The following is a 26,880-nucleotide window of genomic DNA, read 5'->3' as shown; positions in this document are numbered from 1 at the left end:
GAGGTCGAGATTGTTTTTGAGAAGGATATCGAAACCCTCTCGAGCAATTCGGTTTCGCTCGTAGGTTACTAAACGCTAGTTGGCAGTGAAGGTGATTGTCAGCGTATCCCGGTAGGTTCCGGCGAAAGCGGCTGGCTGCGGGTCAACATTGACGGCAAGTGTGCCGGCGCGCTGCCGGGAGTCTACGTAAGGCAAGACGACGGGAGATTGTCCCGTCAAATCTATGATCTTTCCGTCGATCCGCGCAGTGTAGGGGATCCGCCCGAAAGCCTCGCCGTTTTCATGCAGCAACGCCCCCCGATTGTCGGAAAAAGCCGTGACGAGCAGCGACGAATTAGTGCGATATAAGAAGTCTGAGCTTATAAAGCCGCCGTCTGTCACCTCGCCGAGCGAGAGGTTGCGGGTGGCACCGCCGTCCAGCAGCGTGACGGAGGGCGCAACGAACAAGCTAACGCGGAAGCTGACGGGCAGCCCACTGCCAACCCGCATCGACAAGTCCGCCGAATATTCGCCGGGAAGCACGAATTGTCCGGCAGGCGCTTCGAGCATGTCGATCAGCAGCACCCGGTCTCTTAGCAGGTCGCGTCGCGCATTGCCTGTCAGGCGGATAAGATTGTCGGCTGGCTGGGCGAACCGAGGCGAGCGGACGAAGCGCGTGTCGAGTTTATTTGAACCGTTGCGCAGGGTTATAGAGTAACCGGTCTGCTCCGTGATTTCAATTTCCGCCGATTGGCAGGAATTGTCGAGCTGCTCCGGGTTTCGTTCCAGCTGGATCGTCACCACTTTGAAGCCGAGATCGGCCGGATCATAGGTCCGTTCACCAATCTGGACGGCGTCGGCTTCGTAGGTCGCGCAAGGGCCTGCCTGCAAGGCCGTGGCAGGCAGCAGGCCCGCCCCTATGATAACAAGCCATCTCATTTGCCGCTCCTCAACTCAATATTGCCCAGCGAAATGTTGGCCGGATCATCTTCTCGCACTTCGAACTCGAACTGCAAGTCCGTTCCGTCGATTTCGGCCCGATACCGTCCAGGAGCAAGCTGCGTGAATACCGCCCGTCCCGTCCGATTGGTAAAGAAGGTGCGCGTTTTGCCATTCTCGAGGTCGATTAGACGGCCGGTGGTGAGCCCAACACGCTTGTTGTCGAAACCCGTCAGGGTCGCGGTGGCGATGCGATAATCGTCGGACCCAACGGTGACGGCAATCCCTGTTCGTGCACCCGGCATCGCGACATATTCGCCAGCGCCGATGTTGTAGCCCACTGGAGCGTTCTCGGTGGAGACCCGGATTTCCTGCGGGCGATAGGGAATGAAGACCGGCACGACTGCCGGGCCGAGAGAGTCGGCGAAGCCGAGATCGCGACCGACTGCGCCGGTTGAAACGCGAACTTGCGCGTCTTCGAGCGATGGGTGCTTCTTGACCATGATGAAGCCTCGCGAAGGATCACGTCCAATACCAAAAGTGCCATCGGTGAACCCGATCCCGGTCTGTAGCCGGACGGAGGACTGGTTGCGGAAGTCCGACTCAGCGCGATCATATTCCTGCTGGATGTCCACAAGCGCCTCGAAACGCGACGTGCCGTAGCCGAACCGGCCCCCGATCTCGTAGCTGTCGGGGCCATATTGGGCGCGCGCGCCATATTCGACCTCAGGGAGGGTCAACGGGCGAAGCTGGCGATACTCGACACGCGCTGTCTGACTCGCCGTGTCCACCGTCGCAAAGATGTTGGAGCGCCGGCCAAGCTGCACCGCAGCGGTCACGAGAGCGCCGAACTCGCTCCGCGAATTGAACTCGGAATAGCGGAGATTGACGCCGAGATTGAAACGTCCGAGTTGCTTCTGGAGACCGCCAAACAGCCCGTATCTCTCCTCGTCGGTGCGGTGCGTGGAGAAATAGGTCGCCCCAAAAACCGCCTGCGAAGTCGGCGAGATGTTCGCGCGCACGTCCGCCGCTAGATCGAACTCGATGTCCTCGAGAAAACCGAAGCTCGCGAGGGTTTGGAATTGGGGCGTGCGATACTCGGCCCGAAGATTGGTCTGCGCGCCGCCGAACCCGAGATCGATAGGCGTACCGCGGTAGTTCAATGCCACGACGGCGCCTTCACCGACATTGCTGTTGCTAGCCGCGATATCGATCTGGGTGACGCCGCGAAAGGCCGCGAAAGCCGCGGAAAAGCCGATGTTCTGGTAATCTTGTGTGATGACCGCACTTCCTGACAAGGTCAGCGATTCAGTCACGCCCTGCCGATAGAACAGGCTCGCGACTGGATCGGAAGTATAGGAAAACCCGACCACCCTGTTGTCGCGCAGCATCCCGACCGCGAAGGAGAACTCATTCAACCCGTCGCTCAACAGGTTGACGTCGTTGCCCAGCGTGAAGCTATCGACTTCGCGCCGCCCAAGCGCGTCCTCAATCACGATGGTGACTTGGTTACTGAGGTCTGAGACCGGAATGTCGCGAATGTCGATCGGGCCGGGCCCAGCGCTGAAGGTGCGGAGCAACGCGCCGTTAACGTAGATTTCGATCAAGGCTGGGCGTTCGAGCAGAAACGAGCGGCTTCCGAGAGGCCGCACGTTGCGATTGGGCTGCAGGTCCTGATAGAAACGTTGTACGCCGATACCAAGCAGATCGAAATCACTTCCGTAACGCGATTGTAGGGGCAGAATGTCACCACCGGAATAGCGTAGGACGTTGTCCGTATCGTCCTTAAAGGCAATGATCCGGTCGCGGATGAAGAAATTCTCGTTTCCGGTAAAATCGAATTGCCCACCAAACAGAAGATTGACGCCTTCGATTCCCCCTACATTCGTGAAGCCGTTGACCAGAAGGTTGGAGCTGACCCGTTCCATTGCCACTATATCGCCGGTGGTGAACGAGGACAGGGTGACGCCGGCCGAAAAATTCGAAGGCAAGGCTGCCGGCATTCCGGAAAAGTCGATTTGCCGACTCCCCGAGAGAACCTGTGTTCCTCGCGATGCGAGCGGGATGTCAACAGATAAGCTCAACGTCGAGGGCACGAAGGTAATGTCGAGCCCGATTTCGCGCAGCCGATCGACCGGCACGAGATCCGGTCCCAGCCCTAGCAACCTGTCGCGGGTTATATCGTCGACGAGCGAGCCGAGCACTTCGGCGACGTCGGTCGCCGACGCCTTCAGGACGTGGGTCGAATTGATTTCGGCTCGGATGTTTCCGAGCGTCGCGCCTTCCGTTGCCAGCGGAACATTGATGACCACCGCGCGCTCGGCAGCGGGTGACAGGTCGGGCTGCGGCGGCGAACCGGAAGCGACAACGGGCTGCGGGGAGCCTTGGTCTACTACGAACGACGCGAAAGGGACTTCGTCATCATGGAAGCGTTTGGGAACAAACTCGACCTCGCTGGCGGCGTGCGACTGTTCTCGGGAGAGAACTGTCGGTGCACCTAGGTCTTGGGCGGTGCTGGCGCTGACGGCGATTGCTTCACCAAGAGCTGGTGCCGAATGAGACGGAAGCGCGTCAACACTCGCATTTAGGCTCGGCACCTCGAGCGCGAACGCGGGTGCCACAGTAGACGCCGGTTCGCCCAACTCGAACGCATCGCGAACTGGATCGTAAGCGATCGGGATGCCTGTCTCACGCAGCTGGGGAAGCGAGAGGTACAGGTCGAGCGCATTTGCGTTTTCAAACCGCGCCCACTCGCTCGCCGAGAAACGGTCCTTCAGTAGGTCGGCCAGCGATCCGACACGTATAGATAGCCCGTCGAGCGTCTGGCGGACGTCAAGCAATCCGGCCAGCTGCTCAGCGATCAGCATGGGCAGACGCGAATCGATGTTCAATGCGGGAGCAATCGAAACCGAGAGCGGTTCGAGCGGAGACTCCGGGCGGACCACTTCAGCAGCGATTGATTCCCCCAGCGCCGATGCTGAGTCGGACCGGGAGAAGCTGACCAAAAGGCTTGGGGCAGCCGGCAGTGCCGAAGCCATCTGCCACTCACGGTCGGCGTTGTTTTCCTGCTCGTCAGCCTGGCGCGCTGGCAGATGCACCATGCGCGCCGCGGCGTCAGATGCTGTCGAAGCAGCTGGTCTAGACGGGATCAAACCAGGCACTGGATCAGAGACGGCATCTTGGCTGATGGATGCTACATTGATCAAAGACAGGGGCGTCGAAAGTTGCACATGCTCAGAGGCCCCATTCGCGACATCGAACGTCGGTAAGATCGGCACAACCTCTTCCGCAAGGCTGGCCACCACCGCCCCCGGTGCAGTTTCAACACCGAGCGTGAGCGGCGCATCTAGAGAGAAAAGCACGCCATCGCTTACCACCCCACCCGGCTCGTCTCGGGCTGCCAGTGTTGTAGCCTCGAGCGCGAACGCGGGTGCCACAGTAGACGCCGGTTCGCCCAACTCGAACGCATCGCGAACTGGATCGTAAGCGATCGGGATGCCTGTCTCACGCAGCTGGGGAAGCGAGAGGTACAGGTCGAGCGCATTTGCGTTTTCAAACCGCGCCCACTCGCTCGCCGAGAAACGGTCCTTCAGTAGGTCGGCCAGCGATCCGACACGTATAGATAGCCCGTCGAGCGTCTGGCGGACGTCAAGCAATCCGGCCAGCTGCTCATCGATCAGCATGGGCAGACGCGAATCGATGTTCAATGCGGGAGCAATCGAAACCGAGAGCGGTTCGAGCGGAGACTCCGGGCGGACCACTTCAGCAGCGATTGATTCCCCCAGCGCCGATGCTGAGTCGGACCGGGAGAAGCTGACCAAAAGGCTTGGGGCAGCCGGCAGTGCCGAAGCCATCTGCCACTCACGGTCGGCGTTGTTTTCCTGCTCGTCAGCCTGGCGCGCTGGCAGATGCACCATGCGCGCCGCGGCGTCAGATGCTGTCGAAGCAGCTGGTCTAGACGGGATCAAACCAGGCACTGGATCAGAGACGGCATCTTGGCTGATGGATGCTACATTGATCAAAGACAGGGGCGTCGAAAGTTGCACATGCTCAGAGGCCCCATTCGCGACATCGAACGTCGGTAAGATCGGCACAACCTCTTCCGCAAGGCTGGCCACCACCGCCCCCGGTGCAGTTTCAACACCGAGCGTGAGCGGCGCATCTAGAGAGAAAAGCACGCCATCGCTTACCACCCCACCCGGCTCGTCTCGGGCTGCCAGTGTTGTAGCCTCGAGCGCGAACGCGGGTGCAGGGGTAGTGACTGAGACATCTATCGCCGGAACCGTCGCCTGTGTGGCTGGCTGGGGCTGCAAGAGTGCGATCGGCATAGGATCTGCCTGCATCGCGAGGAAGGCGAGCCGCTCTTCGCGCACCGTTGGCGGCAGAGGCTTTGCCGGTGAAGGTGCGATTTGAACGGAACGCCTCGCGGAGACGGGAACGACAAGAGCAGGTTCGGGCAGTGCCGGCACAATACGATCGCCCGCCGCCCGTTTGCGCGGTTGCAGGACGCCGCTTGCGTTTTCCACCGGCCCAAGGATCGCAAGCAACTCCTGCAGCGCCATGGCTCCACTGAAGACAGCGCAGCCTGGAAGGATGCCGATGAGAACGCATCGACTTATCGCAACCTTGCTGGCTTCGCTCAGTGGCCACCATCGGCGCTCATAGCCCGAATTCTTCAGGCCGCTGGCCGATTTTCCGTAGCTTTCACGCATCCACGCCCCCAGAGGCCGGCTAAAGGGGAGTGGCGCCGTGAGTGCGCCAGTGGCGCATCACCGTCGACGGCTTGCCCTCCCCTCTCACGAGCAGGCCAACTAGACCCTAAGGCTGCCGGAATTCGGCCTGAACGGAGCCGGAGGCCGGCACGCCTTCCACCATCATAGCAAAAGAAATCCGCCCACCTGGAGCAACAAGTCCGTTCTGGATCAATTCGGCCAGCATGGCCGGATCATAGACCTGCCGGTTGCCGTCCACCACCAGCACCAGCTCCATATTACTCAATAAAGCATACTTGCTCCCGCTGTTGGTTACATCCAGCAGAAGTTGGCCGTTCTCAATACGGGCCTCGGTGGCAAGCTTGACGAAGGCGCGTGGCGGCTCGACATACACGGCCACACCGAAATTATAGGCGAACTGAACACCACTGAAGCCGGGTGGCACCACCGGAACCTCGGCCACCTCGATGACGTATCCGAGGGCGGCATCTGTCGGCGGCGGGCCGATATATTCGAAGCGGAAGGCTTGCGACTGGCCCGCTGGTATCGCCACCTGCGGAGGGAAAACGATGAAGTCGTCCTCAGCTGGCTCAAAACTCTGCGTTCCGTCCTCCGCGATAACACGGCGTTTGACGAAGATTTCAACGGGGAGCTCCGCATCACGAATGTTGTTAACCGTTATTGTCGAATTGGTCCGGCCCTCGGCAGGCACCAGCGCAACCCGCATCGGCGCAACTTCATACGCATATGCCGATGGCTCTGTTCCGACCAGCACGGCAACAGCAAAGAGCGCGGCCAGAAGGCGCTTGATCACACAAGACATCAATGCACTCCCCCCGAGAATCAGGAAGCGGGCAACCGGAACGGCGCCCGCTTCCCACACTTAGATCATGGTAAGCTCAGTTCGCCACGACCGAAATGGTCACAATATCGGTGTAGTCCCCGGCGAATACGGTCGTGCCCGGCGCTTCGTTCCCACCCGGAGCCGCAGCCACACCAGCTACGCGGAAGTTCACGCCACCCGTCTGGCCGTTGAGGAATGCGGTGGAACCGCCAAGGTTGCTGATGACGTTGGAGGTCAGCGGAACGAAACCGCCGGTGCCCAAACCGCTACCGCCGCCATGGCTCATTTCAAAGGGGATGGAGTTGCCTGCACCGCCCGAAGATCCGGTGCGGATCATCACGCCACCATTGGCTGACGAGATCGTGCGGGTGAAACCGCCCGGAGCGTTGCAGCGATAGGTAGCCGAGCCGGCGCTCTCAGTGATGAAGGTGTCAGAAGGGGTGGTGGACAAATCGGCGAAATTCACCGGAACGGAAGGGCCGTCGAACTTGTAAACACCGCATTTCACAGCGACTTCGGCTTCAAGTTCGTAGGTCAGGGTCTGGGCGGCCGCCGGAGTAGCGGTAGCGGCGATGGCCGCGCTAACAACAAGCAATTTTTTCATCATAGATTCCCTCTTGTCCAAAATTAACTACGCCGGACACCGGATCTCTTGCTCCGGGCAAGACGTTCCAGGCCGCAACCGTTAGGGGCCGTCTCGCCCTTAACCAGTCGGAAAGCTTTGCTAACTTGTCATTAACCTCGGCGCAAGTGTACGCATTCGGAATCCATATCGCCCGTCCCGAATTGGGAGGATTTCAGCCGATTGGTTGACCCGCCCAGGCGCCTAACCGAGATGTCGATGGTCGGATAACGCGGGTCGGACCCGTTCTCATGACCAAGTCAGATAGTGTCCGAAAAACGAAACTGAATGCAGGGCCTGCTTTCGCGTATGCCGCAACTCGCGAGAAGCTTGCCCCCCCGATATCGCGGCGGCGCAGGCTTGAAGGATTAATGAGATCGGGCCGGTGCCCAAAACTAGTCCTTGACCTTCTCACACAGCCGAATGGAGGCCTCCCATCCAACCAAAAAACCACGGTTTTCTGGGGTTCTCAGAGGCACGGGAATGAGGGTGGGGTTCCCTTACCCTTTCCATCTCCGTCACCCGGTCGGCCACCCCCTTATAGCCTCGCTTGACCGCGCGCTTGCAAAACTTGCTTGCGGCCCTTGCGTCTTCGCCTAGGTCAGGCCGCCATGACGACGACGCTTACCCATCTTCAGCGGCTCGAGGCCGAGAGCATCCATATCTTCCGCGAAGTCGTGGCCGAGGCGGAAAACCCGGTCATGCTCTATTCGGTGGGCAAGGACAGCTCGGTCATGCTGCATCTCGCGCGCAAGGCCTTTCACCCTTCCCCGCCGCCCTTCCCGATGCTGCACGTGGCGAGCGGTTGGGATTTCAGCGATCTTCTCGACCACCGTGACCGGACCGTGCGCGAATATGGGCTGGAACTGATCGTCGCGCAGAACGAAGAAGCGGAGGCACAGGGCATCAATCCCTTCGACACCGGCAGCGCGCTCTATTCGCAGGCCCAGTTGACCGAGCCACTAAAGCGCGCCTTGAGCGAGCACGGCTTCGACGCGGCCTTCGGCGGCGGGCGACGCGACGAGGAAAAGGCGCGGGCGAAGGAGCGCGTGTTCTCGTTCCGCAACGCCGCGCACCGGTGGGACCCCAAGAACCAGCGGCCCGAGCTGTGGAACCTCTACAACGCGAAAAAAAACAAGGGCGAGAGCATCCGCGTCTTCCCGATCTCGAACTGGACCGAGCTCGACGTCTGGCAGTACATCGCGCTCGAGAAGATCGACATCGTCCCGCTCTATTTGTCGAAGAAGCGCCCGACGGTGACGCGCGACGGGCTGATCCTCATGGTCGACGATGACCGCTTCCGTTTCGAGGACGGCGAGGAAGTGATCGAGCGCTCGGTCCGTTTCCGCACCCTGGGCTGCTATCCGCTGACCGGCGCGACGGAAAGCGAGGCGACGGACATGAACGCGATCATCCAGGAAATGCTGCTTGCGACCGGTTCGGAAAGGCAGGGGCGCGCGATCGACAAGGGCCAGTCGGCCTCGATGGAAGACAAGAAGCAGGAGGGGTATTTCTGATGGAAGGTCCCGCATCCGGTTTCGTCGCCGACGCTCTCATCGCCGAGGATATCGACGCCTATCTCCACCAGCACCAGCACAAGGGGCTGCTGCGCTTCATCACCTGCGGCAGCGTGGATGACGGCAAATCGACGCTGATCGGGCGGCTGCTCTACGATTCGAAGATGATCTTCGAGGACCAGCTCGCCGCGCTGGAGGCCGACAGCAGGCGCCACGGGACGCAGGGGCAGGAGATCGACTTCGCCCTGCTGGTCGACGGGCTTTCGGCGGAGCGCGAACAGGGCATCACGATCGATGTCGCCTATCGCTTCTTCGCGACCGAGAAACGCAAGTTCATCGTCGCCGACACGCCCGGGCACGAACAATACACCCGCAACATGGTTACCGGCGCCTCCACCGCCGATTGCGCGGTGATCCTGGTGGATGCGCGCAAGGGCGTCCTGCAGCAGACGCGGCGCCATTCCTATCTCGTCCACCTGCTCGGCATCCGCCACATCGTGCTGGCGGTGAACAAGATGGACCTCGTCGATTACGACCATTCCACCTTCGAACACATCGTCGCCGATTACCGCGCCTTCGCCAAGGAAGTGGGAATCGAGGAGTTCAGCGCGATCCCGATCTCGGGCTTCAAGGGCGACAACATCACCAGGGCACCGTCCGAGAATACCGGCTGGTATGGCGGGCCGTCGCTGATCGAGCATCTCGAGAGCGTCGAGGTCGCCGCCACCGCCGCACAGGAGCGCCCGTTCCGAATGGCGGTGCAGTGGGTCAACCGCCCCAATCTCGACTTTCGCGGCTTTTCGGGCCTGATCGCGAGCGGAACGGTGCGCCCCGGCGATCCGGTGCGGATCGTGCCCGCGGGTAAGACCAGCAAGGTCAAGTCGATTGCAACATTCGACGGCGATCTCGATGCGGCGGTGTCGGGCCAGTCGGTCACGATCACGCTCGAAGACGAGGTCGATTGCAGCCGCGGCGATGTTATCGCGGCGGCTGGCGATCCTCCGGAGGCCTCCGACCAGTTCCGCGCGACCTTCGTGTGGCTTTCGGAACAGGCGCTTAAACCCGGACGCGGCTATTGGCTCAAGCTCGGCACTCAGACGGTCACCGCCAATGTGCAGGAGCCCGAATACGAGATCGACGTGAACACGCTCGATCGCCTGGCAGCCAAGACGCTCGAGCTCAATTCCATCGGGGTCGCGGATTTCGCGACCGACCGGCCGATCACGTTCGAAGCCTATGAAAGCAGCCGGCAGCTGGGCGGCTTCATCCTGATCGACAAGTTCACCAATGCAACGGTGGGCGCAGGGATGATCCAGTATTCGCTGCGCCGCGCCCAGAACGTGCACTGGCAGCCGACCACCGTGACGCGCGAGGACCATGCGGCGCTCAAGAACCAGGTGCCGCGCGTGCTGTGGTTCACCGGCCTGTCGGGCTCGGGCAAGTCGACCATCGCCAACGAGGTGGAAAAGCGCCTCGCGGTGATGAACCGGCACACCTTCCTGCTCGACGGGGACAATGTCCGCCACGGCCTCAACCGCGATCTCGGCTTCACCGAGAACGACCGGATCGAGAATATCCGCCGGGTCGGCGAGGTCGCCAAACTGATGGCGGATGCCGGCCTTATCGTCCTCACCGCCTTCATCAGCCCCTTCCGGGCCGAACGGCGCATGGTGCGCGACATGCTGGCGGAAGGCGAATTCATCGAGATCTTTGTCGACACCCCGCTCGAAGTCGCCGAACAGCGCGACGTGAAGGGCCTTTATGCCAAGGCGCGTTCTGGCCAGCTCAAGAACTTCACCGGGATCGACAGCCCCTATGAACCGCCGGAAAATCCGGAGATCACCGTCAACACGGTCGAGATGACGCCCGGCGAGGCAGCGCAGCACATCATCGACGCGATCCTGCCGCTGAAGTGAGCGGCGCAAGAGGGGCATCATGACCGACGCAGAACTGGCGGCGCATCTCGCCGAGGTCGCGGGGCGCATCCTGATCGAAGTCCGCGCGAGCGCGATGTTCGAGGGAAAAGCGCTGGGCAGCGCGGGCGATGCGACCGCCAATGAATTCCTGTGCCACGCGATCCGCGCCGCGCGGGGCGATGACGGGCTTCTTTCCGAAGAGGAAAAGGACAGCACCGAAAGGCTGGACAAGGAGCGCGTCTGGATCGTCGATCCGGTCGACGGGACGCGCGAATACGGCGAACAGCGCTCTGACTGGGCGGTGCATGTCGGGCTTTCCATCGGCGGCGAGGCGAAGGTCGGCGCAGTGGCGCTACCGGGGCTTGGCAGCGGCACGGTCCTTCGTTCCGACCGTCCCACCCCGCTTGGCCCGGTCGCCGCGCGCCCGCGCTTCCTCGTCAGCCGCAGCCGCCCCGCGCGCGAGGCGGAGGAGGTGTGCGCCGGGATGGGCGGGGAACTCGTCCCGATGGGCAGCGCCGGAGCCAAGGCGATGGCGGTGGTGCGCGGCGATGCGGAAATCTACCTCCATTCGGGCGGGCAATATGAATGGGACAGCTGCGCGCCCGTCGCAGTGGCGGCCGCGCACGGCCTGCATTGTTCGCGCATCGACGGTTCGCCGATCCGCTACAACAACGCGGACACCTATCTTCCCGACCTGCTCATCTGCCGCGCCGAACTGGCGGACGAGGTCCTGCGCCGCGTGGCTGCGCTGCGCTAGCCTTCCGCCTCTGCGCTCGCTTCCGAGGGCGTTTCGGGCACGGTTTCCTCGGGCACGGGGACGACCGCGATCTCCACCCTGCGGTTGAGCGCACGCCCCTTCGAATTGGGCGAACCGTCGGGCAGGGCATTGGGCGCGACCGGGTTCTGCTCGCCGAAAGCGATGACCCTGATCCGCCCGGGTTCTATCCCGCGTTCGACCAGCCAGTCCCTGACCAGCCCGCCGCGCTTTTCCGAGGCGCGCATATTGCCCTTGTCGCTGCCTTCGGAATCGGTGTGCGAGCGCAGCACGATCGTCGCGCCGGAGGCGAGCTGTTCGGATTCGAGCACGCCTTCGAGCTTTGAAACCGCCTGTTCGTCCAGTTCCATCGAGGCTTCGGGAAAGCCGATCGTCACCTCAAGCGGTTCAAGCGGCACTTCCGGCAATTCGGGCGGCGCGATATCGGGGCGCAGGATCGAGACCGGAGCCGGGTCATCCCCGCCTTCGGGTTGACCGGTCGGCGTCGGCTCTTCGGCCGCCGGACCGGATTGCGAGTCTTCGGATTCGTCGTTCTGGGCCTGGCACGCGGCGAGGCCGAGGGCCAGTGCCAGCGGGGCCAGGTATTTCGAAATTGTCATCTGCTCCTCATTTCCGTCTGCTTGATCGGGGCGCGGCGCTTAGCCGGGCTGGGGCTTGCCCCCGGGTTTCCTTGTGGCGTTGTCCTCGGATTTCTGACGTCCGGCCTCCTTCGCCGCGCGCTTCGCCGCTTTCCCTTCCGGGGTCTTCAATTGCGGCGGCGAGAAGGAGATGATCACGTCCCCGGCGCGTGGTTCGGGCCGCGCGGCATGGGTGAAGAAACGCAGCGTCCCCCCGCCCCGCACGAGCAGCAGCATGTTGGCGCTGTCGGGCAGCTTCTGCTGCGCATCCTCGAAGGCGAAGGCGTCGCTGAGCTTGGTCTTGCGGAAGACCCAACCCTGCTGCTGGCGTTCGTTCACGTCGGCGACGCCGAAACCGCTTTCGAACAGGGCGCGCCCGCGGATCGATTCGGGCAGCGAATGGCGGTCGTTCTCGTCCCGGCTCTCGCCCAGCTGATAGACGCTGTCACGCCCGATCTCGTGGGCGAATTCATTGCAGACGAGCGCGTTGTAGGCCTCGTTATCGGTCGCTGCGACCAGCACCTGATAGGGTGACAGGTCGAGATTGTGTTCGGTCGCCTCGTTCAGGATTTCGCCGTGATAGAACGGCAGCCCCTCGCGCCGCGCCGCGCCGAGCCTCTGCCAGCTCGCGTCGACGATCATGATCGGGGTCTTGAGCGCCTGCATCTCCTTGGCGAGCGCGATCGTCCACGGGGTCGACCCGACGATCAGCAGGCCGGGCCGCGACGTGCCCTTCACGCCCAGCCAGCGGGCGACGATATCGACGGTGAAGCCATGCGCGACGACGGTCGCGAAGACGACCGCGAAACTGAGTGCGGTCAGCACCTGGCCATCGCCATAGCCCAGATCGGCGAGCCGCAGCGCGAACAGGCCCGAGATCGCCACCAGCACGATGCCGCGCGGGGCGATCCAGGCGACGAACAGGCGCTCGTTCCACGGAACGCGCGAACCGAGCAGGCTGATGAGAACGGTCAACGGCCGCACCAAGAACAGCAGGACCAGCACGAACAGCGCGAAGCGCTGGCCGACGGGTTCGCGCGGGTCGAGATAGGCGAGGTCGGACGGCGTCAGGCTGGCCGAAAGCAGGATGAAGATGCCCGATACCAGCAGGACCGCCACATTTTCCTTGAAGGGGTGGATCGATCTCAGCGAAGTGAAATCGGTGTTGGCGAGCGTGACGCCCATCACGGTTACGGCGACGAGGCCGGCTTCGTGTTCGATCTGGTTGGTGAGCACGAATACCCCGATCACGGTCGAGAACAGGACCGGGACCTTGAGATATTCGGGAATGCCCCCGCGCGGAAAGACGAAGGCGACCGCGCGCGCGGCGGCATAGCCGATGAGGCCGGCGAGGATCGCGGCGATGATCAGCGGCGGGACCACGTCGACCAGCGTCGCGTCCGGAAATTCGTTGATGCGGCGGAAATATTCATAGGCGATGACGGCGCACAGCGCCCCGGTGGGGTCGTTGACGATGCCTTCCCACTTGAGGATGTTGCTAGGCCGCGTCTGGATGTTCGCCTGCCGCAGCAGCGGTATGACGACGGTCGGACCGGTGACGATCAGGATGCCCCCGAACAGCACCGCGACCGGCCAGGCGAGCCCGGCGATCTCGCTCGCCGCGACGGCGCCGAGCGCCCAGCCCACGGCGACGCCGACAGTGGCGAGCCGCCAGACCGCGCTGCCCGAATCCCGCAATTCCCTGAGGTCGAGGCTGAGCCCGCCCTCGAACAGGATCAGCGCGACGCCGATGCCGATGGCGGGATCGAGGAGGTCTCCGAAAGCGCCTTCGGGATCGATCAGGCGATATCCGAATTCGCCCGCGACCGGCCCCGCGAGGAAGCCTGCCGCCAGCATCAGCACGATGGCCGGCCAGCCCGTGCGCCAGGCGAGCCACTGCGCCCCGATACCGAGGACGCCGATCGCGGCGATGACGAGTGCTTGCGATTCCATGCCTGGCTCGGGGTCCTCCCGCTGGATCAATGCCTCGCCTGCGCGGGCGTTCCGATCATGTCCGGCCGGCGGCTGCCGCCGGAGCTTCTATTCGCCTTCGAATTCCATCAGCGTGCGCACGTCGACGCCCGCCTCGCGCAGGCGCCGCGCGCCGCCGAGATCGGGCAGGTCGATTACGAACAGCGCCTGTTCGACCACCGCGCCGGCGCGGCGCAGCAATTCGATCGCGGCGAGCGCCGTGCCGCCGGTGGCGATGAGATCGTCGACGATCGAGACCTTCTGCCCCGGCCGGATCGCGCCCGGGTCCATTTCGAGCCGGTCCTTGCCGTATTCGAGATCGTATTCGACCCCGATCACCTCGACCGGCAGCTTGCCGGGCTTGCGCACCGGGATGAAGCCGGTGCCGAGCGCGATCGAGACGGCCGCCCCGAAGATGAAGCCGCGCGCTTCCATCCCCGCGATGTCCTCGGCGCCGCCTTCCCTCGCCATGTCGGCGAGGTGGTGGACGCTCGAGGCGAGCGCGCGCGGGTGGCCGATGACCGTGGTGATGTCGCGAAACTGGATGCCGGGCACCGGAAAATCCGGCACGGTGCGCACCAGCGCCTTGATCTCGTCGGGCGAGAGCCGTCCCTCTATGGTCATCGTCTCCGCCATTGTGCCGTCACCCCCGTCATGCGCCCCTCATACGGTGCCCTAGAAAGCATGGCGCCCCACCATCCGCAAGGGACGATGGGGCGCCATCTGACTTAAGTCGCGCGCGATCGCGCCCGGGCGTTACTTATTCTTCGGCTTCATCCCGGCCCAGACCTGCTTGTAGGACAGGAAGGCCAGCGCCGTCATGAACAGGAGGAAGCCGATCACGACCCAGCCGGTCTGCTTGCGCTGGATCATCTTGGGTTCCGCCGTCCAGGCGAGAAACGCCGTCACGTCGGCCGAGATCTGCTCGGCGGTCGGTTCGGTCCCGTCGGGATAGGTCACCAGCCCGTCATAGATCTGCTGCGGCATGGCGAGGTTCACGTTCGGGAAGTAGACGTTGAAATAGAGTCCAGTCGGCGTCTCGAAGCCAGTCTTTTCTAGGAGTTCGGGATCGGGCTCCTTGTAGCCGAGATTGAGCGAATAGACGTAATGGACGCCGTCCGGCCGCGCCTTGGTGATCAACGAGAGGTCGGGCGGATAGGCGTTGTTGTTGGCCAGCCGCGCCGCGGTCTCGTTGGGATAGGGCATCGGGAAATGGTCGGTCGGATCGGCCGGGCGCATGATGTCCTCGCCCGTGTTCGGATCGATGCCGGGGACCTGCCAGCTCGCCGCCTCGGCGCGGACTTCCTCTTCGGAAAAGCCGATTTCCTGGAGGTTGCGGAAGGCGACATATTGCAGCGAGTGGCAGCTCGAACAGACCTGCTTGTAGACCGAATAGCCGCGCTGGAGCTGGGCCGTGTCCCACTTGCCGAGCGGGCCTTCGAAGGAGAACCCGCCGGCGGGCTGGATCAGCTCTTCCTTGAACGCGTAGTAATCCGGCTTTTCCGGCGCGGAATAGTTGATGACACCGGGCAGCAGCGACCACAGGACGAGGATGCCCGTGATCACCAGGCCGACGATGATGCCTGCGAGGCGGATGGTCATGACCGAACTCTTTCTCGTTATCGGGTCGAGTGAAGGAAGGGTGGGGGGCACTAGGCCCCCTCACCTCATTCTGCGGGCGCCAGCGAACCGTCGGGGTCGCTGCCGGGGAGGGGCTTGACGACCTTGCCAGGTTTGTCCCCGCCGCCCTGCGTGCTTCCCGGCTTGTCGTCCGAGCCGAGCACCGCCTCGGTGATCGAGAACGGCAGCGGCTTGGGCACTTCGATCTGGCTCACGATCGGAAGGATAACGAGGAAGTGCAGGAAGTAATAGGCGGTGCCGATCTGGCTCAGGATGACCCACGGTTCCTCGGCCGGCGAACCGCCGCAGATCGTCAGCAGGATCATGCAGGGCACGAGGCCGAACCAGAAGAACTTCTTGAACAGCGGGCGATAGTGGCCCGAGCGCACCGGGCTCTTGTCGAGCCAGGGCAGGAAGAACCACACCAGGATCGAACTGAACATCGCGATCACGCCCAGCAGCTTGGCCGGAACCAGCGTGATGCCGAAGAGCGCGAGGTCCCCGGTGAAGGCGCGCAGGATCGCGTAGAACGGCAGGAAGTACCATTCCGGAACGATGTGCGCCGGGGTCGAGAGCGGGTTCGCCTCGATGTAATTATCCGGGTGGCCCAGCACGTTCGGCAGGAAGAACACGAAGGCGGCGTAGATGATGAGGAACACGCCCAGCCCGAAGCCGTCCTTGGCCGTATAGTATGGGTGGAACGGAACGGTGTCGCTTTCCTGCTTCACCTCGACGCCGGTCGGGTTCGAGGAACCCGGAATGTGCAGCGCCCAAATGTGGAGGATCACGACGCCCGCGATCACGAAGGGCAGCAGGAAGTGGAGCGAGAAGAAGCGGCTGAGCGTCGCGTCATTCGGCGCATAGCCGCCCACCAGCCAGATCTGCAGCGGTTCGCCGATCAGCGGGATCGCACCGAACAGGCCGGTGATCACTTTTGCGCCCCAGAAGCTCATCTGACCCCAGGGAAGCACGTAGCCCATGAAAGCGGTCGCCATCATGAGGAGGAAGATCACGACGCCGAGCAGCCAGATCATCTCGCGCGGGGCCTTGTACGACGAATAATACAGGCCGCGGAAGATGTGCAGGTAGATGACGATGAAGAAGAAGCTGGCGCCGTTGGCATGGCCGTAGCGCAGCGCCCAGCCCCAGTTCACGTTGCGCATGATGTGCTCGACCGATGCGAACGCGACGCCGGTGTCGGATTCGTACTGCATCGCGAGCACGACGCCGGTGATGATCTGCAGCATGAGGCAGAAGCCCGCCAGCACGCCAAAGTTCCACATGTAGTTGAGATTGCGCGGCACGGGATAGCCCGCGCCGACCGCGTTGTAGACCAACCGCGGCACCGGCAATTTCTCGTCGATCCACTTTGTGAAAGCGGATTTCGGTTCGTACTGTTTTGCCCAGGCGAAGCTCATGGCGTTCTCTTCGATGTTACTGCGTTGCTGGTCGGGTCGATTATCGTTGCTTGGCGGCGTGATCCGAAAAGGACGCGGCCGCAGGTTAAGTTACGAAGGATCAGCCGACGCGGATGGTGGTGTCGGAGGTGAATTCGTATTCCGGCACGACGAGATTGGTCGGCGCGGGGCCTTTGCGGATGCGCCCGGCGGTGTCGTAGTGTGAACCGTGGCAGGGGCAGAAATAGCCCCCGAACTCGCCCTTTTCCTCGCCCGAAGCGGCGCCCAGCGGCACGCAGCCGAGATGGGTGCACACGCCCAGGGTGACGAGATATTCGGCCCTGCCCTCCTTGGTGCGCTCGGCCAGCGACTGCGGATCGCGCAGGCCCGATACGTCGACGGCCTCGGCCTCGGCGATTTCCTCGGGCGTCAGGCGGCGAACGAAAAGCGGCTGCGAACGGAAGCTGTCCTTGATCGCCATGCCCGGCTCGAGGCTGGCGAGATCGACATCCGTGGTCGACGCGGCGAGCACGTCTGCCGACGGAGCCATCTGGCTCACCAGCGGATAGATCGCGCCGATCGCGGCGACCCCGCCCGCGCTCAGCGCGGCGATGTGGATCCAGTCGCGGCGGCGAACGCCTTCCTCATCCAGCATGTTCGGATCCGCCGTTGCGGTCCCACCCATGTCAGCACCAGAATTGGCCATCGTGTCCTACCTTGCCTTTAGCTTTGTCGTGCCCGCCTAGCCGCAGCGGGGCGACCCGGCGCGGCTTGGTCCTTGAAACTTGTCCTGCCGGCTTCGCCCACGGCGGGCTGCCGATCTGCTCTCAAGATGTCTCCCGGTCCCGCCTGGGCGAGCACGACATACCGTGCTCCAAGATAGACGGAACCGCGCCCTTACCCACAAAGAACGACGAATCCAACAGTGTTTTGAGCATTCCCTGTTCGGATACGCGCAAACCCGCAAACGGATTTTCGTCAGGCCACGGCGATGAGGCTGATCTGCCTCCCATACCCCGGCTCTCCGCGAGAAGACGCTCTTCTGTAGGAGTGGTAACGTTGTCCATGTAAGAATGTATCCCCCCCAACATAATTTATTTTTCGCACGCCCGATTGCACGAGTTGCGCGGCGACGTAGCCGGGCAGGTCGAAATGCCAGCGCGCCTTGCCCTCGCGCATCGGGGCGGGGGCGAAATGCGGTTCGTCGGCCGGGGTGAAATGGGCGCGAAAGGCCGCATCGACCTCGTAGCTTTCCTGCGCGATGGTCGGCCCGATCGCCGCCGCGATGTTTTCAGGGCTTGCGCCGAGCGCCCGCATCGCCGCGAGCGTGTTCGCGATCACCCCGCCCTGCGCGCCGCGCCAGCCGGCATGGGCCGCGCCGATCACGCCCGCCGCACGGTCGGCGAACAGGATCGGCGCGCAATCGGCGGTGACGATGCCGAGCGCAAGGCCCGGCCGGTCGGTGACCACGGCATCGGCGACAGGGCGGCCTTCCGCGTCGTCGTCCCAGGGATCGGTCGCGGTCACCACGTCGGGCGAATGGACCTGGTGCGGCGCGACGAGGACCGCGCCCGGACGGATCTCCCACGCGGCTCCCGCCCTCAGCGCGGCGATATCTGCCGCTGCGCCCGGACCGCCATAACCGAACTGGTGCGCTCCGCCCGCGCTGCCGAAAAAGCCATGCGGCACGCCTTCAAGCGCTTCGGCCCGCTCGATAGCGAACGGCGGCACGCCTAGTCCCCGAGGCTGCGCGTGACCTGTTCGTAGGTGTCGCGCGAAAGATTGCCGGCGGCGAGGATGCGTTCGAGCTCGCCCTTCATCAGCGCCGCGCGCCCCGGCTCGATCCGTCGCCAGCGTCCCAGCGGCGAGACGAAGCGCGCCGCGGTCTGCGGGTTTACCGGATCGACCTTGAGGATCACGTCGGCGATCATCCGGTAGCCCGCCCCGCTTTCATCGTGGAACGCCTTGGGATTGCCGGCAAAGGCCATGTAGAGCGAACGCAGCCGGTTGGGATTGCGCAGCGTGAATTCGGGATGCTGCGCGAGGCGTTCGACCTGTGCGATCACGTCCGGATGGAGCGAAAGCGCCTGCAGGGTGAACCATTTGTCCACCACCAGCGCATTGCCACTGTAACGTTCAAGGAAAGCGGCAAGCCGCTCGTCGCGCGCGGGATGATCGAGCCCGGCGAGCACCATCAGCGCGCCCTGCCTGTCGGTCATATTGTCGGCGGCATCGTATTGCGCCGCGGCAAGTTGTGCCGCGTGCGCCGGATCGGCGGCGGCGATCAGGACGAGCGCCTGCGCCTTGATCTTGCGCGCCCCGCGCCCCGCGGGATCGTCGAACCCGATGCCGCTCGCGCGGTCGTGCAGCGCGGCGAGTTCGCTCGCGAGTTCGCCGCCGAGCGCCGCCTTCAGCCCCTCGCGTTCGCGGTGGATCGCGCCGGGATCGGCCTTGCGCCCCCCGGTCGCCCCCGAACCGGCCATCGCTTCGAACAGATAGGCCTCGCTCGGCAGCATCATCAGTTCGCCGCGCATGGCATCGTCGAGTTCATCGTCCCTCAGCACCGCGCGCAGCGCCGCCACGATCGCCGCGCGGCCTTCGCTGGCGGCCTTGTCGGACAATTCTCCGCTTGCCGCGCCGACGAGATGCGAGAGGGCAAGCTCCTGCATCGCCTCGAAACGGGCGAACGGATCGTCGTCTCGCGCGGCGAGGAAGACGAGGTCCTCGTGTGCCAGTTCGCGTTCGATGATGACGGGGGCGGAATAGCCGCGATTGATCGACACGACCGGGTCGGGCCCGGCAAGCGGAAGGTCGAAGGTCTGCTCGGCGTCGGACAGGACCACCAATTGCTCCTCGCCGAGAACGCCGCCATCCGGGGCGTTGCCGCGCGAATGGACCGCGATACGCAGCGGGATCGGCATGGGCTGCTTGTCGGGCTGGCCCGGCGTTGGCGGTACGGTCTGCGAAAGGGTGAGCGCCAGCGTGTCGCCCTTCACTTCGGCCGCGACCTTCACCCGCGGCGTGCCGGCTTGGCGATACCACAGGCGGAAGGCTTCGAGGTCGAGCCCCGCGCCTTCCTCGATCGCGCGAACGAAATCCTCGCAGGTCGCGGCCTCGCCGTCATGGCGGTCGAAATAGAGGTCGGTGCCCTTCCGGAACCGCTCCGCCCCGGCCATGGTCCGCATCATGCGGATCACCTCGGCGCCCTTGTTGTAGACCGTCGCGGTGTAGAAATTGCTGATCTCGCGGTAGCTGTCCGGCCGGATCGGGTGGGCGAGCGGCCCCGCATCCTCCGGAAATTGCGCGGCGCGCAGGATCCGCACGTCCTCGATCCTTTTCACCGCCTCCCCGCGCATGTCCTGCGAGAAAAGCTGGTCGCGCAGCACGGTGAAGCCTTCCTTCAGCGACAGCTGGAACCAGTCGCGGCAGGTCACGCGGTTGCCCGACCAGTTGTGGAAATATTCGTGCGCGATCACGCCTTCGACCGCGTCGAAATCAGCATCCGTGGCGGTGTCGGGGTCGGCCAGCACGTATTTCGTGTTGAAGACGTTGAGCCCCTTGTTCTCCATCGCCCCCATGTTGAAATCGCTGACGGCGACGATGTTGTAGAGATCGAGGTCATATTCGCGCCCGAACGTGTCCTCGTCCCATGTCATCGACCGGTGGAGCGATTCCAGTGCATGGTCGGTCATCGCGAGATCCTCGCGCCGGACCCAGATGTTGCATTCGACCTTGCGGCCCGAACGGGTGGTGAAGGGCTTCGAGTTCGCGACGAGATCGCCTGCGACGAGTGCGAAGAGGTAGGACGGCTTGGGCCAGGGATCATGCCATTCGGCCCAGTGCGTGCCGTCGGCACCTTCGCCCTCGCCCGTGCGGTTTCCGTTGGCAAGGAGGATCGGGAACGTCTCCTTCGGCCCCTCCATCCGCACGGTGTAGGTCGACAGCACGTCGGGCCGGTCGGGGAAGAAGGTGATGCGGCGGAACCCCTCGGCCTCGCACTGGGTGCACAGCATCCCGCCCGAGGCGTAGAGGCCCATAAGCTGCGTGTTGGCGGACGGATCGACCTCGGTCACGATCTCGACCTCGTGCCCTTCGCCCGGAAGCGTGAGGACGAGGTCGGGCCCGTCCATGCGGTAATCTGCGACCTCGGCCCCGTCGATCGCGACCCGATCGGGTTTCAGCCCGTCGCCGTCGAGCCGCAATTCGCGCGTCGTCTCATCGGAAGCCGGATTGCGCTCCACGCGCAAGGTCGCGGTGATGCGCGTCTTTTCGAGGCCCAGCCTGAAGTCGAGCCGCGTCTCGGGCACCGCCCAGGGATAGGGCCGGTAATCCTCGCGCCGAATGACCGGCGGGTCGTGCGGGGTCGGCGCGGCATCCGCTACATAGGTGTTGCCGTCGGGGTTCGTCGGGGTCTTGGCTGCATCCATGGGGAGCGATTTAGATTGATTCGCGCCCGCGTCCAACCGCATGAAGGCCGCCATGTCGCATTTGTTGATCTTCGGCCTCGGATACACGGCGAAAAGGATCGCAGCGCGGCTGCGCGAACGCGGCTGGACGGTGCGGGCGACGGGCAGCGCGGGCGATCTCGATTTCGGCGACCGTGCGGCGGTGCTGACGGCGATCGGAGAGGCCAGCCACGTTCTCTCGTCGGTTCCGCCTGATCGGCAGGCCGGCGTCGATCCGGTGCTCGAGGCCTATGGCGAAGCGCTGGCGGACAGGCGGCTGCTCTACCTCTCCTCGACCGGGGTCTATGGCGACCGGCAGGGCGCGTGGGTGGACGAGGCGACCCCGACCATCGCGCAATCCGGGGAAGGCCGTCGCAACGCCCGCGCCGAGGCGGATCTTGCTTGGATGGACTTGGGCGCGCGGGTGTTGCGCCTTCCCGGCATCTACGGTCCGGGGCGCAGCGCGCTCGACCGGGTGAGAGAGGGCAAGGCGCGGCGGATCGACCTGCCCGAACAGGTCTTCAGCCGGGTGCATGTCGACGACATCGCGAGCGCAGTGGTCTCCGCGCTGGTGCAGGACGTGCCGCCCGGCGCCTACAATATCGGCGACGATCTGCCTGCGAGCGGCAATGAAGTGACCGAACATGCCTGCCGACTTCTTGGAGTGGAGCCGCCGCCGCTCGAATGCCTCGAAGAAGCGAACCTGTCCGAAATGGCGCGCGGTTTCTACATGGAGAACCGCCGCGTCGCGAACGGCAAGGCGAAGCGGGTGCTGGGCTGGAGGCCGCGTTATCCGACTTATGTCGAGGGGCTGGAAAGCCTGAATTGAGTAGCGATGGCCGGCTGCACTGCAGCCGCAAGGGCGACCGCCCGACCGCAGCGGGCGCAGCTCTGCTGCGCGTCTAGCGAAGACTGCGCGCCCGAACGGGCTTGCGGAAAACAAACTACCTGCGCAGCCGTGCGCTTTCCTCGACCTGGATCGCCTTCTGCCGCCGCGCCTTCAGCGCGATGAACATGCCGAGCACCGCAAGCGCCATCCCGAGCACGGTAAGCGCGGTCCAGCTGTAATCCTCGAACAGGGTCGACAGCGCCATCGCCACCGCGATCGTCAGGATCGAATTGTAGGCCGTGCGCCCCGCCCCGATCTCGCGCACGAGGTTGTAATGCAGCGGGAAGGTCACGACCGATCCGATCAGCGCGAGATAGGCGATGCCCGCCCAGTATGTCGGCTTTGTCGGGAAAGGCGGCGGGCCTGAGGTGGCGAAGGCGTAGAAGAGGTCGAACGCGGTCCCGTAGAGCATCGCCCAGGCGAGCAGGCTCACCATCGGCACCGCGCGGCCCGTCGGGTTCGCCTGGATCACGTTGGCGACCGAGGCGGCGAGGATGCCGAGCATGGCGAGCCCGATGCCGAGCAGCACGTTGCCCCCGACCACGCCTGCATTGGGGTTCGCCCGCCATTCGTGCACCAGCAGGAAGGACACGCCGACGATCGCCACCGCGCTCCCGGCGATGAAACCGCCCTGCACCTTCTCGCCCAGGAAAAGGCGCGCGAACAGCGCATTGGGCACCATCAGCAGCGCGAACATCATCGCAACGATGCCCGATGTGACGTAAAGCTCGGCATGGTAGACGAACAGGAAATTGCCCGAGAACTGGAACAGGCCGACCAGCATGGCGAGCCGTTGTTCCGGCCCCGTCAGCCGCAGCCGCCGCTTCATCAGGAAGGCGACGCAGAACAGCGCCGGGGTGGCGAGCGCGAAGCGGTAGAACACGCTCCACGCCGCGGGCACGCCGTCGATCTGCCCGGTGATGACGAACCAGGTCGAGCCCCAGATCGTGCCGGTCAGCACGAAGGGGAGGATCACCCGCCAGCTCAGCATGTCGGTTGTTGTGGCGCTCACAGGGCGGCGATCGCCTTGCCGAGCGCTGCCGCGTCCTCCTGCGCCGTGTTCCACGCCGTCACGAAGCGCGCCGCTTCGGCGCCCCAGTCGTAGAAGGCGAAGCCGTCGCCACGCAGCGCCTCGCGCTCTGCGGGGGAAAGCCGCACGAACAGCTCGTTTGCGTCGACCTCGTGCATCAGCCGTTCGCCGCAACCGCTCGCCACTTCGCGCGCAGCCGCATTGGCGTGGGCGGCATTGGCCAGCCACAGGTCATCCTCGAGCATGGCGAGCACCTGCGCGGCGAGATAACGGCCCTTGCATTGCAGGTGTCCCGCACGCTTGCGGCGATAGCGGACCTCTGCCGCCCTGTCGGGATCGAACAGGACGACGGCTTCCGCGCCCATGCCGCCGTTCTTGATGAAACCGAAGGCGAGGCTGTCGACCGGGCCGCTTGCCGCGCGCGCGGCCTCGCCCGCATCCTGCGACAGGCCGGCGGCCGCATTGGCGAAACGCGCCCCGTCCATGTGCAGGCCGAGCCCGCGCGTCGCGGCGAACTTGCCGAGCGCTTCCAGCTCGGGGAGCGCATAGGCGCGGCCATATTCGGAGGCCTGCGTGATCGAAACGGCATGCGGCTGGACCTGGTGGACGTCGTCGCGGATCGGGTCGATGGCTGCGGCGATACCCTCCGGCGTCAGCAGCGCACCTTCGCCGGGGACGAGGATCAGCTTTGCCCCGTGGAGGAAGAAACCGGGCGCACCGCCCTCGTCGACCTCGATATGCGCTTCCTCGTGGCAGACGACCGCGCCATGCGGCGCGCACATCGTGCCCAGCGCGAGGCAATTGGCCGCCGTTCCCGTCGCCACCCACAGCCCGGCGCATTCCCGCCCGAACAGCGCCGTGAAGCGCGCATCCAGTTCTGCCGAAAGCGCGTCCCCGTCATAGGGATTGTCGGGGCTGTCGGCCGCGCGCATCGCCTCCCACACCTTCGGGTGGACGGCGGCGGCGTTGTCGGAGAGGAAGGGCTTGAGATCGGTCATCAAGGAACGCCTCTAGCCGCCATGGCGTTGATGGCAAGGAGGAGCGATACACATGACGAGAGCGCACGAACCCGGTGCAGTGACCATTACCCACCACGTTCAGGGCCAGGGCGGGGTCTATACCGCGGAAATCGAAGGCGAGAGCGAGGAAGGCTATCTCGAATGGCAGCCCGCCGACGAGGAGGGCGTGCGCGTCGCGCGCACCACCGTCGTCCCCCGTCCGATCGGCGGTCGCGGCGTCGCGGCGAAGCTGACCGAACGCATGGTCGAGGATGCCCGGCGCGAGGGTTTCCGGATACGCCCCGACTGCTCCTATGTCGCGAAGAAATTCGACGAGCACCCCGACTGGAGCGATCTCAGGGCCTAGCGACCCGCCCCCTCCAGACGCGAGAAATCGGTGGAGGCGATGGTCTCGAGCACCTTCGCGCGCACTTCACGCGCCCGCTCCAGCGGGACGCCGGGGATCGAGAATTCACCGCCCGCCAGCCCAAGGTGAACCGTCGCATAGCCGCGCAGCCGGGAAATCGGCCCCTGCGCGATCTCGACCGAATGGAGCTTCAGCCGGGTCGCAATCTGCTTTTTGGGCGACAGGATCCCGCTCACCGCCATGATCTGCGTTTCGTCCAGGGCATGCCGCTTGAACCGCCAGGCAAGCGCCTGAAGCCCTGCATTGAGCAGGCCGAGCACGAATGGCCCGGCTGCCGCGATCCAGGTCCATTCCGGCGCCCAGATCGCGGTCGCCACCCCGGCGATGACAGCGGCCACGAAGAACCACATCGAATCCCAGATCATCGCATCGGTGCGGTATTTGCGGCTCGCCCTGTGCCAGTTCTCGTTGTCTCCAGGCAGGCGGAACCCGGCGACCTCGACGATCGGCTCGATCTCCGAAAGCTGGGCGAAAGGCGCGACGACATGGCTGGTCGATCCGGCATCCTGCGCGAGGCTGACGAAGCTGAGCCCGTGCCAGCCAAAGCGATAGCGCATCCAGCCCGTCGTCAATTGGACCCCCTGCACCCGGTGGACCGGCATCACGACATCGGTCCGGGTGAACAGCCCGCGCCGGCGGCGAAATCCGCGCGCCGTTCGTTCGAGCACGAAGCCCCATTCACGGGCGACGGTCCGGACGATCCCCGTCGCCGAACCGATGAACAGGACCGCGACCAGCCCGGCAAGCGCGGTCAGCACCTGTCCGTAGGCGCCGAGCTCGAAAATCCAGCCGCCCTGGCGTTCGACCACCTGTTCGACCACGCGCTCGTCTATGTCATCGAAATCGAAGAAGCTGTTGGCATACTGGAACAGGCCGCCCAGCACGGCGAAGACCGCGAGCGAGAATTCGAACAGGCCGAAAGTGAGGATGCGCCCGGTATCCATGGCGAAGAGCGCCTCGCCTTCCTCGCCCCGGGCGGCCTGCGTCTCGGCCCCGGCGGCCGCCCCCTCGTCGCGCGCGCCCTCTTCCTGGGCGTCATCGCGCCTTTCGCGCACCAGTTGGCGCAGCCGATCGCCCTCGGCGCTGGAGAGATAGGCAAGTGCAAGGTCGTCGGCCCCGCCCGCCCCTGTCTCGAACTTGACCGCGACCAGATCGAAGATCCGCGCCAGCAACGGCTGTTCGAGGCTCACGTCCTGGATGCGTTCATAGGGCACCGAACGGGCCGAGCGCGACAGGACGCCGCTTTCGACGCGGATGTCCTGTTCGCCCACCGTATAGGTCAGCCGCCGCCAGCCCAGATAGCTGAAGAGAGAGCCGATCACCGTGATCGCGAGGCCGACGCCGAGCCCGATCAGCACCCCCGCCCCGCCGGTCGAAACGGCAGCGAAGATCGCGGGCAGGATCGCGCCCTGCACGCTCGACAGGCTGCCGATGACCACGCTGAGCGGAGCGGTGCGCTTCGGCTCGCCGGTGCGCGCGGCATCCTCTACCCCGCCGCCGGGAGGCCGGGCGGCGAAGCCGGACCCCTCGGCCCCCGCATCGGCGCTCATGTCGGCACTCACAGGCTCTCGCGCTTGATATGGACACGGATTTCCTCGCGCATTTCGCGGGCGTGCTCTTCGCCAAGGCCCGGCAGGTCGACCGAGGCGTTGTGCGTGCCGGCCGTGTGGAGCGTCATCGTGGCAATGCCGAAGGCGCGCTCGAGCGGGCCCTGGTCGACATCGATATGCTGGACCCGGCCGAACGGGACCACCGTGTCCGAGCGCCACAATATGCCGCGCACCACCCGCAGCCGGTCCGCGCTCATCTGGTAGCCGCGGGCGGCGAAGCGACGCTGGGGCAGGCGGATGACGAGGATGATGGCGAGCACCAGCAGCGGCCCGGCGATCAATCCCTGCGGGATCACTTCCTGTTCGCCGGTCAGCGCGGTTTCGAGCACCAGCGCGCCGATCAGGATGGGAATGAAGACGAGGATCGTCTGGAGCCTGAGCACCGTCCTGTAACCGGGGTGGAGCTGGGTGAGTTCATCGCCCTCGTCGACCGGCTGGACAAGGTCCGATGGCAGGGCCTTGTCACCGGCGGGAGCGGTCTGGGGAAGGGTTGATTCCATGCTGCCCACAATGTGGGCCGCCGCGCGGCGGTGCAAGCTTTCTGTCTGCGCAGGACAGCCCCGGCCCGTCGA

At 64.5% G+C, this 26,880-nt stretch carries 21 protein-coding genes; 5 read left to right on the top strand and 16 right to left on the bottom strand.

The features are described 5' to 3' along the window. Positions 1–75 precede the first annotated feature (75 nt). From Ga0102493_RS00990 to Ga0102493_RS00975, 4 genes are all read right to left on the bottom strand, one after another. Complete coding sequence (locus tag Ga0102493_RS00990; protein ID WP_034905711.1) at positions 76–918, bottom strand: hypothetical protein; 843 nt, start codon at positions 916–918, stop codon at positions 76–78. Continuing rightward, positions 915–5,630, bottom strand: a complete 4,716-nt coding sequence (locus Ga0102493_RS00985; protein WP_150132381.1) for a fimbria/pilus outer membrane usher protein — start codon at positions 5,628–5,630, stop codon at positions 915–917. The genes Ga0102493_RS00990 and Ga0102493_RS00985 overlap by 4 nt, the downstream gene beginning before the upstream one ends. 106 nt (positions 5,631–5,736) lie before the next feature. Then, positions 5,737–6,444 carry a fimbrial biogenesis chaperone gene (locus tag Ga0102493_RS00980; RefSeq protein ID WP_161490019.1) on the bottom strand — a complete coding sequence of 236 codons (708 nt, stop codon included), beginning with the start codon at positions 6,442–6,444 and terminating at the stop codon, positions 5,737–5,739. An 85-nt stretch (positions 6,445–6,529) separates the two neighbouring features. Continuing rightward, on the bottom strand, positions 6,530–7,081 hold the full coding sequence (locus tag Ga0102493_RS00975) for a hypothetical protein (protein ID WP_034905769.1): 552 nt from the start codon (positions 7,079–7,081) through the stop codon (positions 6,530–6,532). A gap of 626 nt (positions 7,082–7,707) precedes the next feature. Here Ga0102493_RS00975 and cysD point away from each other — a divergent pair. From cysD to Ga0102493_RS00960, 3 genes are read left to right on the top strand one after another with little or no spacing between them, the layout of a single operon-like run. Then, entirely contained in the window at positions 7,708–8,613 is a 906-nt protein-coding gene (gene cysD, locus Ga0102493_RS00970; RefSeq protein ID WP_034905771.1) for a sulfate adenylyltransferase subunit CysD, read from the top strand. Next, entirely contained in the window at positions 8,613–10,529 is a 1,917-nt protein-coding gene (cysN, locus tag Ga0102493_RS00965) for a sulfate adenylyltransferase subunit CysN (RefSeq protein WP_034905773.1), read from the top strand. The genes cysD and cysN overlap by 1 nt, the downstream gene beginning before the upstream one ends. Positions 10,530–10,548: 19 nt before the next feature. After that, positions 10,549–11,286 carry a 3'(2'),5'-bisphosphate nucleotidase CysQ gene (locus tag Ga0102493_RS00960; RefSeq protein WP_034905775.1) on the top strand — a complete coding sequence of 246 codons (738 nt, stop codon included), beginning with the start codon at positions 10,549–10,551 and terminating at the stop codon, positions 11,284–11,286. Here the strand turns inward: Ga0102493_RS00960 and Ga0102493_RS00955 are convergent. The 8 genes from Ga0102493_RS00955 to pepN all read right to left on the bottom strand — a co-directional run bounded on the left by Ga0102493_RS00955 (position 11,283) and on the right by pepN (position 21,336). Then, complete coding sequence (locus tag Ga0102493_RS00955; RefSeq protein ID WP_051698341.1) at positions 11,283–11,903, bottom strand: OmpA family protein; 621 nt, start codon at positions 11,901–11,903, stop codon at positions 11,283–11,285. The genes Ga0102493_RS00960 and Ga0102493_RS00955 overlap by 4 nt on opposite strands. A gap of 39 nt (positions 11,904–11,942) precedes the next feature. Further along, complete coding sequence (locus Ga0102493_RS00950; protein ID WP_034905776.1) at positions 11,943–13,874, bottom strand: cation:proton antiporter; 1,932 nt, start codon at positions 13,872–13,874, stop codon at positions 11,943–11,945. 87 nt (positions 13,875–13,961) lie between these two features. Further along, on the bottom strand, positions 13,962–14,528 hold the full coding sequence (locus tag Ga0102493_RS00945) for an adenine phosphoribosyltransferase (RefSeq protein WP_169739061.1): 567 nt from the start codon (positions 14,526–14,528) through the stop codon (positions 13,962–13,964). Positions 14,529–14,648: 120 nt separating this feature from the next. Then, positions 14,649–15,494 carry a cytochrome c1 gene (locus Ga0102493_RS00940; RefSeq protein WP_034905777.1) on the bottom strand — a complete coding sequence of 282 codons (846 nt, stop codon included), beginning with the start codon at positions 15,492–15,494 and terminating at the stop codon, positions 14,649–14,651. Between the two features lie 65 nt (positions 15,495–15,559). Next, positions 15,560–16,930 carry a cytochrome b gene (locus Ga0102493_RS00935; RefSeq protein ID WP_034905778.1) on the bottom strand — a complete coding sequence of 457 codons (1,371 nt, stop codon included), beginning with the start codon at positions 16,928–16,930 and terminating at the stop codon, positions 15,560–15,562. 100 nt (positions 16,931–17,030) lie between these two features. Beyond that, positions 17,031–17,564, bottom strand: coding sequence for a ubiquinol-cytochrome c reductase iron-sulfur subunit (gene petA / locus Ga0102493_RS00930; RefSeq protein WP_034905956.1), 534 nt, complete (start codon positions 17,562–17,564; stop codon positions 17,031–17,033). Positions 17,565–17,887: 323 nt separating this feature from the next. Then, a complete protein-coding gene (gene pgeF, locus Ga0102493_RS00925; protein ID WP_034905780.1) occupies positions 17,888–18,640 on the bottom strand; it encodes a peptidoglycan editing factor PgeF in 753 nt (250 codons plus the stop codon). A gap of 2 nt (positions 18,641–18,642) precedes the next feature. Beyond that, entirely contained in the window at positions 18,643–21,336 is a 2,694-nt protein-coding gene (pepN, locus tag Ga0102493_RS00920) for an aminopeptidase N (RefSeq protein ID WP_034905782.1), read from the bottom strand. A gap of 52 nt (positions 21,337–21,388) precedes the next feature. Between pepN and Ga0102493_RS00915 the strand changes: the two genes are divergently transcribed. Then, positions 21,389–22,183 carry an NAD-dependent epimerase/dehydratase family protein gene (locus Ga0102493_RS00915; RefSeq protein ID WP_034905959.1) on the top strand — a complete coding sequence of 265 codons (795 nt, stop codon included), beginning with the start codon at positions 21,389–21,391 and terminating at the stop codon, positions 22,181–22,183. Between the two features lie 115 nt (positions 22,184–22,298). Here the strand turns inward: Ga0102493_RS00915 and Ga0102493_RS00910 are convergent, their stop codons facing one another. Both Ga0102493_RS00910 and Ga0102493_RS00905 read right to left on the bottom strand, forming a co-directional pair. Next, positions 22,299–23,234, bottom strand: a complete 936-nt coding sequence (locus tag Ga0102493_RS00910) for a DMT family transporter (RefSeq protein ID WP_069297410.1) — start codon at positions 23,232–23,234, stop codon at positions 22,299–22,301. A 17-nt stretch (positions 23,235–23,251) separates the two neighbouring features. Then, positions 23,252–24,271, bottom strand: coding sequence for a threonine aldolase family protein (locus tag Ga0102493_RS00905; protein WP_034905786.1), 1,020 nt, complete (start codon positions 24,269–24,271; stop codon positions 23,252–23,254). A 52-nt stretch (positions 24,272–24,323) separates the two neighbouring features. Here Ga0102493_RS00905 and Ga0102493_RS00900 point away from each other — a divergent pair, with 52 nt between their 5' ends. Continuing rightward, positions 24,324–24,638, top strand: a complete 315-nt coding sequence (locus Ga0102493_RS00900) for a GNAT family N-acetyltransferase (protein WP_034905788.1) — start codon at positions 24,324–24,326, stop codon at positions 24,636–24,638. On the opposite strand, the gene Ga0102493_RS00895 is transcribed toward Ga0102493_RS00900, so the two are convergent. Both Ga0102493_RS00895 and Ga0102493_RS00890 read right to left on the bottom strand, forming a co-directional pair. After that, entirely contained in the window at positions 24,635–26,248 is a 1,614-nt protein-coding gene (locus Ga0102493_RS00895) for a PH domain-containing protein (RefSeq protein WP_069297574.1), read from the bottom strand. The genes Ga0102493_RS00900 and Ga0102493_RS00895 overlap by 4 nt on opposite strands. Positions 26,249–26,256: 8 nt before the next feature. Beyond that, positions 26,257–26,808 (bottom strand): PH domain-containing protein, encoded by a 552-nt coding sequence (locus Ga0102493_RS00890; RefSeq protein WP_081845745.1) that lies wholly within the window; start codon positions 26,806–26,808, stop codon positions 26,257–26,259. Between the last annotated feature and the right edge of the window lie 72 nt (positions 26,809–26,880).

The sequence above is a fragment of the Erythrobacter litoralis genome (assembly GCF_001719165.1).
Taxonomy (GTDB): domain Bacteria; phylum Pseudomonadota; class Alphaproteobacteria; order Sphingomonadales; family Sphingomonadaceae; genus Erythrobacter; species Erythrobacter litoralis.
The sequence above is the reverse complement of the archived record's forward strand: the minus strand, read 5'-3'. Positions and strand labels throughout refer to the sequence as shown.